11 protein-coding genes and 1 pseudogene are annotated in these 16154 nt (G+C 53.1%); 6 read left to right on the top strand and 6 right to left on the bottom strand.

Annotation, left to right across the window (positions count from 1 at the left end):
- The first annotated feature begins 57 nt into the window (after nucleotides 1–57).
- From F608_RS0117125 to F608_RS0117095, 6 genes and pseudogenes are all read left to right on the top strand, one after another.
- A complete protein-coding gene (locus F608_RS0117125; protein ID WP_033398514.1) occupies nucleotides 58–1161 on the top strand; it encodes an alcohol dehydrogenase family protein in 1104 nt (367 codons plus the stop codon).
- Between the two features lie 86 nt (nucleotides 1162–1247).
- Nucleotides 1248–4067: a DUF1638 domain-containing protein gene (locus F608_RS0117120; protein WP_022666881.1), complete on the top strand. Its 2820-nt coding sequence runs from the start codon at nucleotides 1248–1250 to the stop codon at nucleotides 4065–4067.
- 549 nt (nucleotides 4068–4616) lie between these two features.
- Nucleotides 4617–5519: pseudogene (locus F608_RS34175) on the top strand (IS481 family transposase).
- Nucleotides 5520–5796: 277 nt separating this feature from the next.
- Entirely contained in the window at nucleotides 5797–6729 is a 933-nt protein-coding gene (locus tag F608_RS0117110; protein ID WP_153307532.1) for an alpha/beta hydrolase family protein, read from the top strand.
- Nucleotides 6730–6849: 120 nt separating this feature from the next.
- Entirely contained in the window at nucleotides 6850–7914 is a 1065-nt protein-coding gene (locus F608_RS32395) for a metallophosphoesterase (protein WP_153307531.1), read from the top strand.
- A gap of 341 nt (nucleotides 7915–8255) precedes the next feature.
- Nucleotides 8256–9005, top strand: coding sequence for a transporter substrate-binding domain-containing protein (locus tag F608_RS0117095; protein WP_084681184.1), 750 nt, complete (start codon nucleotides 8256–8258; stop codon nucleotides 9003–9005).
- Nucleotides 9006–9224: 219 nt separating this feature from the next.
- On the opposite strand, the gene F608_RS32390 is transcribed toward F608_RS0117095, so the two are convergent.
- The 6 genes from F608_RS32390 to F608_RS0117065 all read right to left on the bottom strand — a co-directional run bounded on the left by F608_RS32390 (nucleotide 9225) and on the right by F608_RS0117065 (nucleotide 16106).
- On the bottom strand, nucleotides 9225–10505 hold the full coding sequence (locus F608_RS32390) for a metal-dependent hydrolase family protein (protein WP_022666876.1): 1281 nt from the start codon (nucleotides 10503–10505) through the stop codon (nucleotides 9225–9227).
- 66 nt (nucleotides 10506–10571) lie between these two features.
- Nucleotides 10572–11579 carry an ABC transporter ATP-binding protein gene (locus F608_RS0117085; RefSeq protein ID WP_022666875.1) on the bottom strand — a complete coding sequence of 336 codons (1008 nt, stop codon included), beginning with the start codon at nucleotides 11577–11579 and terminating at the stop codon, nucleotides 10572–10574.
- Nucleotides 11576–12556: an ABC transporter ATP-binding protein gene (locus F608_RS0117080; RefSeq protein WP_022666874.1), complete on the bottom strand. Its 981-nt coding sequence runs from the start codon at nucleotides 12554–12556 to the stop codon at nucleotides 11576–11578. Before F608_RS0117080 ends, F608_RS0117085 begins: the two co-directional genes overlap by 4 nt.
- Nucleotides 12553–13464, bottom strand: coding sequence for an ABC transporter permease (locus tag F608_RS0117075; RefSeq protein WP_022666873.1), 912 nt, complete (start codon nucleotides 13462–13464; stop codon nucleotides 12553–12555). The genes F608_RS0117080 and F608_RS0117075 overlap by 4 nt, the downstream gene beginning before the upstream one ends.
- A complete protein-coding gene (locus F608_RS0117070; RefSeq protein ID WP_022666872.1) occupies nucleotides 13461–14438 on the bottom strand; it encodes an ABC transporter permease in 978 nt (325 codons plus the stop codon). The genes F608_RS0117075 and F608_RS0117070 overlap by 4 nt, the downstream gene beginning before the upstream one ends.
- Nucleotides 14439–14516: 78 nt before the next feature.
- Nucleotides 14517–16106, bottom strand: a complete 1590-nt coding sequence (locus F608_RS0117065; protein WP_022666871.1) for an ABC transporter substrate-binding protein — start codon at nucleotides 16104–16106, stop codon at nucleotides 14517–14519.
- Nucleotides 16107–16154 lie beyond the last annotated feature (48 nt).

The following is a 16154-nucleotide window of genomic DNA, read 5'->3' as shown; positions in this document are numbered from 1 at the left end:
CAAGGAGATAGACGGCTTTGAACTTTTGCCTTTCCGCTTTCTTGGCATGAAAATAGAATGAATAATCAGACGTACACACCCATGACCGCAGTGCTCCTGACGGGCCACGGAGGTTTTGAGAAACTGGAATACCGGCAGGATGTGCCGGTGCCTGTCCCTGGAACCGGAGAGGTGCTGATCCGGGTTCGGGCCTGCGGGGTCAACAATACGGATATCAACACCCGCATCGGCTGGTATTCCAAATCCGTGACCACGGGCAGTAATGATGGAGCTGAACAGGGTATCCATGGGGTAAAGGAAAAGGAAGACGGTTCCTGGTCCGGCATCCCCCTGCCCTTCCCCATTATCCAGGGGGCAGACGTATGTGGTGAAATCGTTGGCGTGGGAGCCGGCGCAGACCCGGGCCGAATCGGAGAACGGGTTATCGTGGCCACCATGCAGCCCGGGGATAAGCCATGGGAGTGTATCACCATGGGATCGGAAATCAACGGGGGATTTGCCCAGTATGTCTGTGTAAGATCGAGTGTTGCCTATAAAATAACCTCTTCCTGGAGTGATATGGAACTGGCCTCCATCCCCTGTGCCTGGTCCACAGCGGAAAATATGCTCCACCGGGCCGGGGTCTTATCCGGCCAGACCGTACTCATCACCGGTGCTTCCGGAGGCGTGGGCTCTGCGGCTGTCCAGTTGGCCAGGAGGAGGGGGGCACAGGTTTTGGCCCTGGCCGGGAAAGCCAAGGCCGAAAAAGTCCTGGCCCAGGGAGCGGACCAGGTTATCTGCCGGGGAGAGGATCCAGTCAAAAGCCTGGGAAAAAACAGCGTGGACGTGATCTGCGACCTGGTGGCCGGTCCGGGATGTCCAAGGCTTCTGGATGTGCTGAAGCCCGGAGGAAAATACACCGTGGCCGGGGCCATTGCCGGTCCCATGGTGGAGCTGGACATCCGGACCCTCTACCTGAAAGACCTGACCTTCCTGGGATGCACCTTCCAGGATCCGGCTGTATTCCAGAATCTGATCTCCTATATTGAAAACAATGAAATCAGGCCCATTGTGGCCCAAACCTATCCCCTGAAGGAGATGGTCCGGGCCCAGACCGATTTTCTGGAGAAAAGGCATGTGGGCAAGCTGGTTCTGATTCCGCCGGGTTTGAATTCCCATTGACACCCGGCCGGACAGGGCTATTATATAAGCGGTAGACTAACAAAGAGGATCATTGGATCTATATTTTGACTATGGGGAAACTATAATTGAAGAAAAAAACCTATGTAATTGCCTGTGCGGTTCTGGCCGTGGATATGCGCCACGCAGCCAAAACCCTGGGCATCGACCTTGAGACCAAATTCCTTGAAGCCGGACTTCACAACAACCCCAAACTCCTGACCGCCAAACTCCAGGCCGCCATAGACGAGATCTCCACCAAAAAAGACGGGGACCGGATCATCATCGGATACGGGGTCTGCGGCAAAGGAACCATCGGGGTCCGCGCCCGCTCCATCCCCCTGGTCATCCCCAAGGTACACGACTGTATTGCCTTATTCCTGGGCGGCGACCAGGCCTACAAAGACCAGTTTAAAAAATTCCCCGGCACCTATTACCTGTCTGCGGGCTGGTGTGAAGAAAATGCCGAGCCCATGTCCCAGAGAAAGCAGAGGGCCTGGTTCGGTTCTGAAAAGCTTAAATTTGACGATATTGTCAAGGCCCACGGAGAAAAGGCCGCCACCACCACATTTGATTTTCTCAATTCCTGGCAGAAAAACTACCAGCGGGCCGCCTTTATCGAGACCGGGGCCAAACAGTCCCCCAAATATGAGGCCTATGCCAGGGAAATGGCCGAAGAGTACAATTGGGAATTTGCCAAGATCCAGGGGGACCAGGCCCTGATCAAAAAAATGCTGTTGGCGGAAAAGTCCAGCCGGGAGGTTCTTTTTGTTCCCCCGGAGCAGGTGATCGGATTTGATGCCATCACCTCCACCCTGTCTGCCAATCCGGTCTGGGATAAGAAACAAAAAGAGGATCCTGCTTCCCCGGTTCTTTCCCCGCCTGAGGGCCCGTCCCAGGGCGCCCCCCTGATCAGAATCGGCCTGGGCATCGATGCCGGAGGCACCTATACCGATGCGGTGATCTACAGTCTTAAGGACAAGGCCACCATTGCCAAGGCCAAATCCCTGACCACCAAATGGGATTTCACCCTTGGGATCGGCAGGGCCCTGGACAAGCTCGACCGGGACAGCCTGCTTTCGGTGGAATTGGTGGCCCTGTCCACCACCCTTGCCACCAATGCCATCGTGGAGAACGAAGGCCAGAAAGTGGGCATGATCCTCATGCCGCCATTCGGCCTGGCCGAAAATATCGCCTATGAACCCAAAGCCGTAATCCAGGGAGAGCTGGACATCTCCGGAGAGGTAAAAACGGCCATAGACCCGGACCAGGTCCGGAACGTTGCCGACCGGATGATCAAAAATCAAAGCATCACCGCCTTTGCCGTATCCGGATATGCAGGTTCCATCAATCCGGCCCATGAACTTGAGGTCAAGAGGATCCTCCAGGATCATACCGGACTCTTTGTAAGCTGCGGCCATGAACTCTCAGATTCCCTGAACTTCCAGACCCGGGCCATTACGGCCATGCTCAACGCAAGGATCATCCCCCGCCTTGCCAGTCTCTTGACCGACCTGGAAAAGGTCATGGAGACCTTTGGCATCCAGGCCCCCATTGTGGTGGTCAAGGGGGACGGCACCCTCATGAGCTCTGCCATGGCCAAGCAGCGGCCCGTGGAGACCATCCTTTCCGGCCCTGCCGCTTCGGTGGCCGGGGCCAAACATCTTACAGGGATCAATGATGCCCTGGTGGTGGATATGGGAGGCACCACCACGGATACGGCCGCCCTCACCGACGGTCAGGTCAGTCTCAATGAAAGCGGCTCCAATGTGGGCGGACACAGAACCCATGTCAAGGCCCTGGAAATCCGGACGGCAGGCCTGGGAGGCGACAGCCTCATCGGATTTGAAGCCGGGGAATTTTCCATGGGCCCCAGACGGGTGGCTCCCATGGCCTGGCTGGGCCGGGAACGGACAAAAGCAGGAGAGGCTGTTCGTTTTCTTGCCGCCAACCTGAACCGGTATGCCGCCTCCACCCGTAGGATGCAGATATTGACCCATACCGGGGCCAGAAAAGACCTGACCTTGACTCCCCTGGAAGAAAAAGTCCTGTCCCTGCTTGAAAAACGACCTTTTTCCATTGACGAACTGGCCAAGGCCACCGATGTCCTCACCGATGCCGGCCTTCCCCTGGAGCGGCTGGAGGAAAATTTCCTCATCCAGCGCTGCGGCCTCACCCTTACGGACCTGCTCCACCTTACGGGCCGGTTCGTCAAATGGGATGTTGACCTTGCCGGGGAATACGCCCGGCTCTTTTCCCTGGTCTCCGGCCGGGAAACAGAGGAGATGATTGAAGAACTGCTCCAGACCGGCATCCGCAAACTGACCCTGGAACTGTTGAAAAGACAGCTGGATGATCAGGTCAATCCGGAAAGCCTTGACACCTGCCCGGTATGCAGAACCCTGACAGACAACCTTTTGCAGGGCGGATCCCGGGATTTCCAGGTGAGCATCAACCTGAAACGGCCCGTCATCGGCATCGGCGCCCCCATAAAGTATTTTCTGCCCAGGGCAGCCAGATTTCTGGGAGCCGAGGCCATCCTTCCCGAGGACGCGGACGTGGCCAATGCCATCGGCGCCATTACCTCCAATGTTTCCGTGAAAAAGCAGCTCAGGATCATTCCCGGAGAACAGGGGGGATTTATTGTGGAGGGCATCCCCGGCAGCCCCCGGTTCAAGGATTTCCAGGATGCAGACCTCTTTGCCCGGGAAGAACTGACCCGGATGATTCTTGAGATGGCTCTGGAGGCCGGCTCCTCCTCCACCCGGGTGGAGATCCGGGCCGAGGACAAAATCGCCAGAACCGCCTCGGGCGACCCCCTTTTCATGGGACGGACCGTTCTGGGCTCCCTCACGGGCCAGCCGGACATCGTTCTCAAGCAGCACGACCGGACCCCTGCTACAGCATAGATCCCTGCTCCCTGCTCCGTCCCGACTCCCGAGAGGAGGCCGGGGCGGACTGCGGAGGAGACATCAAGTGGGATTCCCTAGAGCCTCTTAATGCAATGGAGCGGTTAAAAGGGGGATTTGTTTGAGCGTCGCGAGTTTTTCCCCTTCAGCGCAATGGAATTTAGAGGCTCTTGGAATTCTTCACTATGCGGAGCCGCAGTCTGCCCCGGCCGGAACCACAGAGCTTGCCAGTCCTTTTGCCGGACAGTTCATTAATTATGCTTCGTGAAATATAGAAACCCCCTCTTCTTTTAGCAGCTCCCAAAACGGAATTCCGAGTACTGCCGGGAGGAGCAAAGATTTTACGCTCATTCTCGAAAATCATCCATGATTTTCTCCGAGGAGGATCCCTTCTCCTGAGGCGTCCTGCCGCCCGAAGGGATCCAAACCGCGAAAATCTTCACTCCTCCCTGGGCCTTCGCAGAGTGCAAATATAAGGTATGAATCTTTGGACTTCGCCTAACGGTTTTGCTAATAAATCTTAACTGTTAGAAAAAAGGAGACCCAAAGATGGATCAGCAAGTACAAAGAGACATCAATCGAAAACCTAAAGTCCTGAACCACGCAAAAGATTCCGGTAACGTTTCAAAAACCTGTCGCTAATTTGGAATAGCAAGAACAACTTTCTAGGAGTGGAAAAACAATTATGCTGAAAAAGGTGAAACTGGCTTAATAAACAGCAAACCTTGCCCCAAAAATCCAAAACTTGGAACACCGGCACATATAGAAGAGAATGTTCTTTATCTCAGGAAGAAATACCATCTCGGGCAGCAACGGATCTCTTGGTATCTTGAGCGATACCATAAGATGACAGTGGCACCTTCCAAGGTCTATTTCATCTTAAAAAGAAATGGTCTCAATAGATTGCCTAAAAACTGCAGAAAAAGATCTGTAATGACCAAACGCTATCAAAAGCAAGTGCCAGGTCATCATATTCAGATGGACGTTAAGTTTCTTTCATTTATAGATTCTGACGGAAAAAAGGTAAAACGATTCCAATATACTGCCATTGATGACGCTACCCGCATCAGGGCATTGAAAATCTATAAACGCCATACACAGAAAAATGCTATCCACTTTTCAAACCACGTGATAGAGGCTTTCCCTTTCAGAATTCATACTGTCAGGACCGACAACGGCCATGAGTTTCAGGCCAAATTCCACTGGCATCTTGAGGATCAGGGCATTCATCATGTGTATATAAAACCTCGTAGCCCTATTCTTAATGGAAAAGTTGAGCGATCCCACCTAACGGATAAAGAAGAGTTTTATCAACTGATATCATATAAGGGGGATGTTGACCTTGAGGAGAAGCTTCAGGAGTGGGAAATTTTCTATAATTTCTGTAGACCACATTTCTCCCATAAAGGGAAAACTCCATACGAAATTCTGAGGAAAAAAATGGTCGCATGAACCGAGGCCCGATTACTTTGTAAACCACAAAAACTTTGCAAAGTAATCGGGCATAGAATATGGTTCAAATAACTGTCAGGCGAAGTTACAAGACGCAAATCTAAATTCCGTTTTTGGACAACACGGAGCCAGCAGTCCAAATGAAGGTAAAATGAAAAGAGTGAAATTTATAGGTTTATTGTGCTCGATGATATTAATGTTGAATGGGTGCCAAGGTCAAAAACTTTGGTATCTATTTCTAAATTGTTCTGTCGATGTCCCACCACTCCGATTTCAAATGGAAAAAGAACATCAAACCCTCTTTATTCCCATAGTGTCATCAAGTCCTTTAACGGCAACAAACAAGGACACGACCTACATAGTGATTATGATCCATGGGGGAGGACTGAACGCTGAAAATTCATTTAAAACGGCAAAACAATTGGCCGAGTCCTTAGGTGTCTCCATGGATCAATTTTTGATTCTGGCGCCGCAATTCTTAGAAGGGATTAAGCGAAACGAAAGAGGTTTGCTTTTCTGGGATCAAAACTGGAGGAGCGGCGGCATGTCTTTATCTACCGTCCAAAATGAGAACCTGCCCAGCCTGAGCAGTTTCGAAGTGATTGATCGATTAATTGGAACTTCCGTACAACGGAATCCCAACATCCGTAAAATTATTATCTTGGGGCATTCCGCCGGGGGACAGTTCGTCCTGAGATACGCGGCAGTCAATAGCCGACATGAGCAGCTTGCGCAACAGGGCGTTACCATTCAATATGTTGTCGCCAATCCTTCAAGCTATCTCTATCTTGACGGATCCCGCTATCAGTTCAACTCTGAGGGGGAAATCGAGGAAGTGCCCAAAACAAAGCTGTTAGAGTGTCCTGGTTATAACAGATACAAATACGGCATGGAAAATCTTTATGGTTATGCCAAAGAATTGCCGTTAAAGGCAATTCGGGCAAGACTGTTAACCAGACCGATTATATTTTTGCTGGGAACTGAAGACAAGGATAGAAACTGGAGTCTGGATACATCCTGTGAAGGAGACGCCCAAGAGAAAAACAGGTATCAGAGAGGGGTGCTTTATAAATACCACTTAGAACAAATGGCGGGAAAATCTCTTTCTTACCATCATACCTGGCTGGGGATTCCCGACGCCGGTCATGCTTCGACAAAAATATTAACTCACATGGATTTTGTTAATGAACTCAAATCACAAGGATTTTAGTAACCGTTCAACAATTGCATTTATGGCAAAAGGCAGGATATAGAGAGTGGATGCCGGATACTCTTCTTGGATGTACTGATCCACCAGGCAAGAACACAATATTTGGATTGAGGATCTGTTTTGGTCCTTTTTGTTACTCTATTAATGGCGGTGGCTATTCTTGTACTGTTTTTCAACACCATCGCCTGTTCTCTGGGATATTCCCTTTGGCCCGATTGGATCGGTTGGGGCGGGCTGATGATCTCTGCTCTCGTGATTGGCGGCAAAATGACGGAAGCTGCATTTAGAGAAATCGTTCCCGTTATTTTTGAAAAACTTTCATCGTATAACATCCTATCAAAATCAACGGCAGGAGCCATTTTAGACACGGGTCAAAAAAAATTATTCCGGAATTTCATCAACATAGGAATCATTGTTATCTCCGTATCCATAGCCGTTTCAGGGATATCAGAGGGATTGGCCCCGCCACAGGTCAAAAGAGTGGAAATAAAAATAGCCGGTCTCCATCCGGATCTGGAAGGGTTCAGCATCGCCCAGATCAGCGACTTGCACCTTTTTCAGGCACTTCAGCGCGGCTTGGTGCCGTACATTGTCGATAGCGTAAATGATCTTTCTCCCGATGTCATTGCATTGACCGGTGATATCGTTGAAGGCGACGGCTCGCAGATCCAAAGGGAAGTGGACAAACTGGCAGAACTGAGGGCACCCCATGGTATTTTTTTTGTCACTGGGAACCATGAATACCTGGCTGGAGTGGAAGATTGGATGAACACAATGAAACGCCTGGGTTTCATCGTACTTCAGAATGAACACCGTCTTGTCACCCAGGGCCGTGGCGTGCTGCTTTTCGGAGGTGTAGACGACTACAGCAGTCCTGCTTCCAGCCCTGCCAAGGCAATGGGATTCCATGCGGACGCAGATGTCAAAATCCTCCTGGCACATCAGCCGGACAGTGTTTATGAAGCTGCCCGGGCCGGATTTAATTTGCAGCTCTCAGGGCATACCCACGGAGGGCTGTTAAGCCCTGTCCGTTGGCTGGCAAGTTTTGGGTCACCCTTTCAGTCCGGATTGTATACGTACGAAAACACTCAGATCTATGTCAGTAATGGTACCGGCTATTGGGGCATCCCTTTTCGGCTGGGGACTCCTTCAGAGATTTCCCTATTGATCCTGACAGGCGGGTAGTCTACTGCATTCCCTCTTTTGGTTCCATTTCAGACCAGCCCCCTTTTCAGTATTCCGGAGAAGCAGAACATTGGTGTTTTGCTCCTTTCTTTTGCTCTTGTATCATTGAAGATAAAGACAACACCGGCCGGCAAAGGGATGGAATACAACCATACCTTCGCCAGCCCCATGCTCAGACAGAAGAGCCATTTCCGCCACCCTCTGGTGTATCAGCAAGACGCACTCATCTGTCTAATTATCGATTTTCGCAATCTGAGATTGAATCGAAGCGATGGGTATGGTATTGACTGAAAAGTATCAAGTTTACAATTAGAGTAAAGCCCCAGGCGATCGCAAAAAAAATGACTCGTAAGCGCATTTATTTGGTTCTATTTGTTTTTTGGAGTTTGTTCCTGGCAGAGGCAGAAATCTCACTTGTTTCAGCACAAACCTATCAGAGCGGTCTTTCCAGGGAGCATGCCCACGGAGTTGTCTCCAGGATAATGCAAAGGGTTGCGGAAAAACTCGATATCCATCTGGAAATGCAATACGCACCCTTCGCCCGCAGGCTTCTTCTCATGAAATCCGGCGAAATCGATATTATGGGAGGGCTTTTAAAAAGGAGGAGCCGTCAATCCTATATTTATTTTGTTTCGCCGCCCTATGTGAAAAGCAGCCGGAAAATTTTTTTCGTACGAAAAGGGGAGGCCAAGCGAATTCAAAGCTATGGGGATCTATACGGACTGGAGATAGGAACAAAAATCAATTCCAAATACTTTCCCCGGTTTGATCAGGATGAAAAGCTGAAAAAGCAGCCGGTATCCAGCGTTGAACAAAATTTTAGAAAATTATTGTTGAAACGGATTGATGCGGTGATTTATAGCTATCGCTCGGGCTATACAACAATGATGAAAATGGGAATTACAGATCAGGTGGAACCGGCAATCTATTATTTTGCAGGCAAAAATTCCGTCTATATCGGGATTTCAAAAAAATCACCCTTAATGGCTGAAAAAGACCGGGTGGAGGCTGTGGTAAAAGAGATGGTGGATTCCGGAGAAATGGAATCCCTTATTAAAAAATTTTACGATTATCTTCCCAAGAACAGGTAAGCCCAGACAGTGAATAAATCCGCCCTTCTCCCGGCGGGTCCGGCTCCAGGATAAATTTTAGCCGAAAGCTCTCATACCGTAAGGCATATCCCTGCTATAAAGGATCATGCCTGCCCTAAATCAATGATTCTAATGAAAACTTCCGGCCCCTTGCGCATCCAATATTCCAAAGCTGGAAACCATTGGGCTCTGCCCGCACAGTCACAGGGCACAGACCGACTATAAAGGTAAGTCGGTTCCAGGCTCCTTCTGGATCCGGGGAACCGGTCTGCCGCCCTTGAATATCTGTGCAATATTTTCAGGGGACTGCAACCGGGAGATGTCCACCAGGGGATCTTTGTCCAATACAAGCAGGTCTGCCTGTTTTCCGGGAACCAGAGTACCGGTTCGGTCATCTACCCCCAAGGCCTCGGCGTTGTTTCGTGTGGCGCAGACAATGGCGTCCATGGGAGAAAGGCCCGCAGACACATAAAGGGCCAGTTCTTCGGCATGGTTTCCCATGACAGGGTTGATTACCTGGGGCGTCAGGAGAAAATCCGTTCCCAGGCCGATCTTGACTCCGGCCTTCCAGGCCTGGATAAAAGCACTCTTGTGGACCTTTAACAGGCCCCGGGCTTTTTCACGATGGTGGGGTTTGATCCCGATCCTCTCGCCGCGGTGGACCAGGGCATGAAAAACAGACAGGGTCGGAATCAAAAAAGCCCTGGTCTTGAGCATTAAGTCAATGGCCTGGGAATCAAGGCCGGTTCCGTGTTCTATGGTATCCACCCCGCCTTGAAGGGCATTGATGATCCCCTGTCTTCCCTGGGCATGGCTGGCGACTTTAAGGCCCATGGAGTGAGCTTCATCTGTCATGGCCCTGATTTCAGCGATTGAATACTGGGTATGTTCCGGGGAATCAGCGTCGGACATCACCCCGCCGGTGGTCATAATTTTAATCAGGTCTGCTCCGGCCCGGGCCTGTTCGCGGACTGCCCGGCGGCAGTCTGCCTCCCCGTCTGCAATCCGGCAGATGTTGCGATCGGCCACCCAGCCATCCGGCAGATGATGGGCAGGATCGCCATGCCCCCCGGTCTGGGAGATGACCTTTCCCGCGGAGAGGATCCGCGGGCCCGGAACCGTCCCTTCGTTGACGGCGTTGCGGATAAACAGGCTGATATAGGTGCCTGGATCCCGGACCGTGGTGAATCCGCTGTCCAGAAGGCGCCAGGCATCCATGGTGGCCCTGGCGGTCCGCAGGCAGGGATCATCCACCACCCAGCTTAAGGTGTCCAGGGAGGTTACGCCCAGTAAATGGACATGGGCATCGATCAACCCCGGCATGATGGTTTTGCCCCGGCAATCAAGAGTTTGGGCATCCTCTGGAATGCTTATGCTTTCTAATGTTCCGGCTGCCCTGACAAGGCCGTTCTGAATCAGCAGGCAGCTTTGTTTCAAAGGTTCGGCACCGGTTCCGTCAATAAGGGTTCCGCCTGTAAGGGCTATGAATCTTTCTTTCATTTTCACTCCTGGTCCGGCCATCACCGTCACTGCGGCAATGGGTATTGGCTGAGGTTTTACGGGTTTTCAAGGATATAAATGACAGGCCACCCAGCGGCCTTTTCCCATCTGCCTGAGTTCCGGCCTTTCACGGCTGCACTCGGGCTGACTCCGGCTGCACCGGGGGTTAAAATGGCACCCCGGGGGAGGTGAAAGCGGAGAGGGAATCTCACCGGGAACCGGTTGAAAGTCCGTGTGCCGTTTTTCGATGCGGGGCACCTGGGACATCAGGGCCCGGGTATACGGGTGGCAGGGTTCTTTGAACAGGGTCTCCGTATCTGCTATTTCCATGATGCGTCCCAGGTACATAATGACCACGCGGTCGCTGATATGCTCCACTATGCCCAGATCGTGGCTGATAAAAAGAGAGGTCAGGGCCAGTTCCAGGCGCAGCTCGTTGAAAAGGTTTATGATCTGGGCCTGGATGGAGGCGTCCAGGGCTGAAACGACTTCGTCGCAGACCAGGAACTCGGGCTTTACGGCCAATGCCCTGCAGATGGCGATGCGCTGCCTCTGCCCCCCGGAAAATTGATGGGGAAATCGGTTTTTATAGGAAGGTTCCAGACCGCACCGGGCCATAAGACCGTTCACATAGTCAGGGATCTCTTCCCGGGGGACCAGGCCATGGTAGCAGGGGGCCTCTCCAATGATCTTCCCCACGCGCATCCTCGGATTCAATGAGGCAAAGGGATCCTGGAAGATCATCTGCATATTCAGCCCTTTTTTTCTGGGCCCATTGTTTTTAGCCATTTCAAGCAATCGGCCCTTGAACCGGACCTGGCCCCGGGTGGGCCGGATCAACCCGGCTACGATTCTTCCCAGGGTTGATTTGCCGCATCCTGATTCCCCCACCAGGCCGACGACCTCCCCCTTGTTGATCTGGAGTGAAACCTTGTCCACAGCATGAACCGAGGGTTCCGGATTCCCTGAGCCCAGACGGCGCACCAGCCTTGCTGCAAAGTCCAGGTCCTTGCGGAATATCTTGGCAATATTTTCAAGCTCCAGGAAAGCCGGATTCAGGTTTTGCGCGGTCATGGCAATTCTCCTCCGGGAAAATGGCAGCGCACCTGGTGGCCGGGGGTCGTCTCAGCCATGGCTGGGTTTTCCCGGCAGGCGGTCCGGGCCCGGCTGCAACGCTCTATGAAGGCACATCCGGCCGGCAAATTATCCAGAGATGGAGTGGAGCCGGGAATCTGGGCCAGGGGGAGCCCTCTGCGGGTGCGGCTGGGAATTGAACCGATAAGTCCGCGGGTATAGGGATGCAAAGGATTGTCCAGAACATCATCCGTGGTTCCCGTCTCCACCAGTCGGCCCGCGTACATGACCCCGATCCTGTCGGCCAGGCCGGCGACCACTGTCAGGTCATGGGTGATCCAGACAATGGCGGTCCCCTTGCTGCGGCTCAGCTTCTGCACCTCGGAAAGGATCTGGGCCTGGATGGTGACATCCAGGGCCGTGGTCGGCTCGTCGGCAATGATCAGCCCGGGGGAATTTATCATTGCCAGGGCAATGGCAAGCCGTTGGCGCATGCCGCCGGAAAATTGATGGGGATAGGCCCTGAGCCGTTCTTCAGGTGCCGGGATGCCCACCTGGGCCAGGGCGGCAGCCGCCTCCTTAAGAGCCTGGTGCCTGGGCATGGGCCGATGGGCCCGGATCGCTTCAATTACCTGGGTATCGACCCGCAGGACCGGATTCAGCGCCGTCATGGCATCTTGGAAGATCATGGCCATCTCCATGCCCCGAAGCCGGCGCAGGCCGGATGCGTCCATTCCCGTAAGATCAATCCCGTTTAAGTGAATGGATCCGTCAATAATCTTTCCAGGGGGCGGCACCAGCCCCAGCACCGACAACCCGGTAAGGGTCTTGCCCGATCCGGACTCTCCCACGATACCAAAAATCTCACCGGCCGAGACAGAAAAACTGACACCGTCCACGGCCTTTACAACTCCGGTTTTGGAGAAAAAATGGGTGGTCAGCCCCTCAATGTAAAGTATTGGATCCTGGCGCTTCATCGCTGCCCCCTGGGATTTAGGACATCCCGCAACCGGTCGGCCACCAGGTTGATGCTGGCCACCGCGATGAGAAGGGCAATACCCGGAAAAACACTGATCCAGTACTGGCCGCTGAGGATATACTGGAATCCGTTGGCGATCAGAAGTCCCAGGGAAGGCTCGGTAATGGGCAGCCCCACTCCCAGGAAGCTCAGGGTGGCTTCCAGCTGGATAGCATTGGCCACATTTACCGTGGACACAACGATGAGGGGCGGCAGGCAGTTGGGCAGCAGATGGCGGATCAGAATCCGCCAGGGGGGCAGTTCCAGATTCCGGGCCGCCTCCATATATTCTTTCTCTCTTTCCACCAGAGCCGTGGCCCGTACGGTCCGGGCATAAAAGGCCCACTGGCTCAGAATCAGGGCCAGCAGGACCTTATCCACCCCCCGCCCGAGCAGGGCCAGCAGGATCAGGGCGATCAATATGGGTGGAAACCCGAGCTGAATATCCACGGCGCGCATGATCAGGGCATCCAGCCTCCCCCCGGCGTAAGTCCCCAAAAGTCCGATCAGGGTTCCCAGGGCAAAGGCCGCAGCGCCGGAAAGAATGCCCACCCAGAGACTGATCCTCAGACCGTACAGGATTGCGCTGACCATGTCCCGTCCCTGGTCGTCGGTGCCCAGCCAATAGGTGTTACCGTCCAGACTTTTGCTTCCCGGGACCAGGCGGCTGTCCATGATATCGATCTGGGCCAGGTCGTAGGGATTCTGTATGGATAACCAGGGGGCCAGCAGAGCGGCGATCACCACAAGGATCAGAACACCGAGGGAAACAATTGCAATACGGCTGTCCATAAAATTCGAGGTCACCTGCCGTAACGGGCTCATGCTGGAGGAGAATGCCTTTTCTGACATTGATTCGGAACTCATATCTGCCTTTCTCCCAGGCGCACCCGGGGATCAAGCCAGGAGTAGAGGATATCCACAACAAAGTTGATCCCCATGAACATGACCACGGTGACCAGCAGATAGGAGATGACCACGGGCCGGTCAAGCATATTGATGGAATCGATGATCAGCTTGCCCATGCCCGGCCAGGCAAAAACCGTTTCAGTCACCACGGCAAAGGCCAGCAGGACCCCGAACTGCATGCCGACCACGGTGATGATGGGGATCAGGGTATTTTTCAAAACATGAACCCCCATGACCCGGGCCTGGGACAACCCCTTGGCCCGGGCAAGGGTGATGTAGTCCTGCTGCAGTACCTCGCTGACACCGGCTTTGGTCAGCCGGATGACCAGGGCCATGGGAAAGAGGGCCAGGTTGAATGCCGGCAGTATGAGATGCCTTAGGCCGTCCAGGGTCATGAAGCTCAGAGGAATGCCCATGATTTCAACGGTTGACCCCCGACCCGAGGCCGGCAGCCATCCTAAACTGACTGAAAAAATCAGGACCATCATCAATCCGACCCAGAAAGTCGGCAGGCTGAACCCGAATATGGAGCCGACCATGATGGTGCCCGAGGTTTTGGATTCCGGTGAGACCCCGGCCAGAAGCCCCAGGGGAATGCCCAGGACAATGGCAAGGAAAATGGCGAAAAGCGACAGTTCCATGGTTGCCGGCAATCTTTTCATGATCAGCTTCAGGGCGGGGATGTTATGAATATAGGAATTCCCCAGATCCCCTTTGAGGGCACCCTTGAGAAAGGAAAAATACTGGACGTGCAAGGGCCGGTCCAGACCCAGGGAATGGGTGACGGCTTCCCGCTCCATCTGGTTCGCCTCTGGACTGATCAGCAGCTTGACCGGATCACCGATGGCAAAAATGCCGACAAAGACGATAAGCGACATCACGACAAGCGTCATAAGGGTCTGTATCAATCGTCTTATAATAAATGTGGTCATGGCATTCCTGAATCATTCACTTTTAAATCAAGGGGCAGACCCGGCTGAAAGGGCCTGCCCGAACTTGCTTGACCTTTTTTAACGGACCGGTCTGGCATTGTATGCCAGGGTCATCTCATCGGGACGGACCGTATAGTCGATCCCCAATCGCCCGGCACTGACGGTAAACTGGGTATGCATGGGAATGGCCGCTGTTTCATTCATGGCAATTTCCATTGCCCTGTGAAGCATCTTTTCCCGCTCGGCATCCTTTACCAGGGTGACTGCTTTTTCGGCCACGGAATCAAATTCCGGGTTGGAATAGCCCAGGTTATAGGCCCCCATTCCCCTTGCCTTGTCATAGCTGTGTAAAAGACCCATCAACCCGTGGATCGATTCACAGGTGGCCGAGGTTCCCCATCCCATCATGGCAAAGCTGAACTCCGACTCCGGGGGAACAAACTTTCCAAAATAGACGCTTTTGGGCATGGTTTCAACCTGAACCTTGATTCCGATACGGGCAAACATCTGGGCCACGGCCTGGCAGATTTTATAATCGTTCACATACCGGTCATTGGGGCCGTGAATGGTCATGGCAAATCCCTGGGGATATCCTGCCTGGGCAAGGAGTTCCTTTGCCTGGGCCGGGTCATAGGGATCGACTTCCAGATTGGGGCTGTGGCCGAACCAGCCCGAGGGCACCAGCTGGCTTTCCGGTGCAGCCAGTCCTTCCATGACACGATCGCAGACAGCCCTGCGGTTGATGGCCAGGGAAAGGGCCTTGCGGACCCGGGGATCTTTTAAGGGGTTTTTCTCCAGGCGGCTGCCGTCAAGGGCATGGATCTGGGGCGTATTGTCCCGGATGCTGTCCATATGGAAATATATGATCCGGTCGGCCGGCCGTTTGAACAGCTTGACCTTGCCGTTCTTGGCCAGATGGGCCACTTCGGTGGGGGGCACAAAATCGATCAGGTCTGCATCCCCGGCAAGCAGGGCCGCCACCCGGGCCGCATCGTTACTGACGATTTTAAAAACAACCCGTTTAAACGCCGGAGCCTTGCCCCAGTATCCATCGAATCGCTCGAGAACCAGGTGGTCGCCCGGGACGTATTCCACAAATTTATAGGGTCCGGTTCCCACAGCAACTTTTCCCGAACTGAAATCGGCGGTACTGGCCCCGGTAACCAGCCGCTTGGAGACAATGGAGACGTTATGGAGCTGGGTGGGAAGAACCGGGTTGGGTTTGTCGGTTTTGATCAGGATCTTGTATGGCCCCAGGGCCTTTACATCGGTTATGGAACGCAGGTTCCCGGCATAGGTTCCCGGATTATTGGGAACCTCGGGGATCCGCTTTATGGAGAAGATAACATCTTCAGCGGTAAATTCCGATCCGTCATGAAATTTGACCCCTTTTCTCAGGGTGAACTCCCAGGTCGTATCATCTATGGCTTTCCAGGACACGGCAAGATCCGGCTCTCTGTGGGATTCATTGTCCCTGCCCACCAGGCGGCCGTAAATATGCTTGGCATATCCGATATTGGGTTCCGTATAAAGAAAGTGGGGGTCAATGGAAGGCTCAGAGCGGGTGGCAATGATGATTTCCCCGGATTCTGCGGCCGCTGCCGCCCCGTTAAAAGCAAGTCCAAAGACAATGGTGAGTACACAGACACAGGATAAAAACCGATTCATTTTTCCCCCTTTCTATTGTTTGAGGCCGCAGTCAACTGCGGCCGGTCC

This window comes from Desulfospira joergensenii DSM 10085, assembly GCF_000420085.1.
GTDB lineage: Bacteria > Desulfobacterota > Desulfobacteria > Desulfobacterales > Desulfobacteraceae > Desulfospira > Desulfospira joergensenii.
The sequence above is the reverse complement of the archived record's forward strand: the minus strand, read 5'-3'. Positions and strand labels throughout refer to the sequence as shown.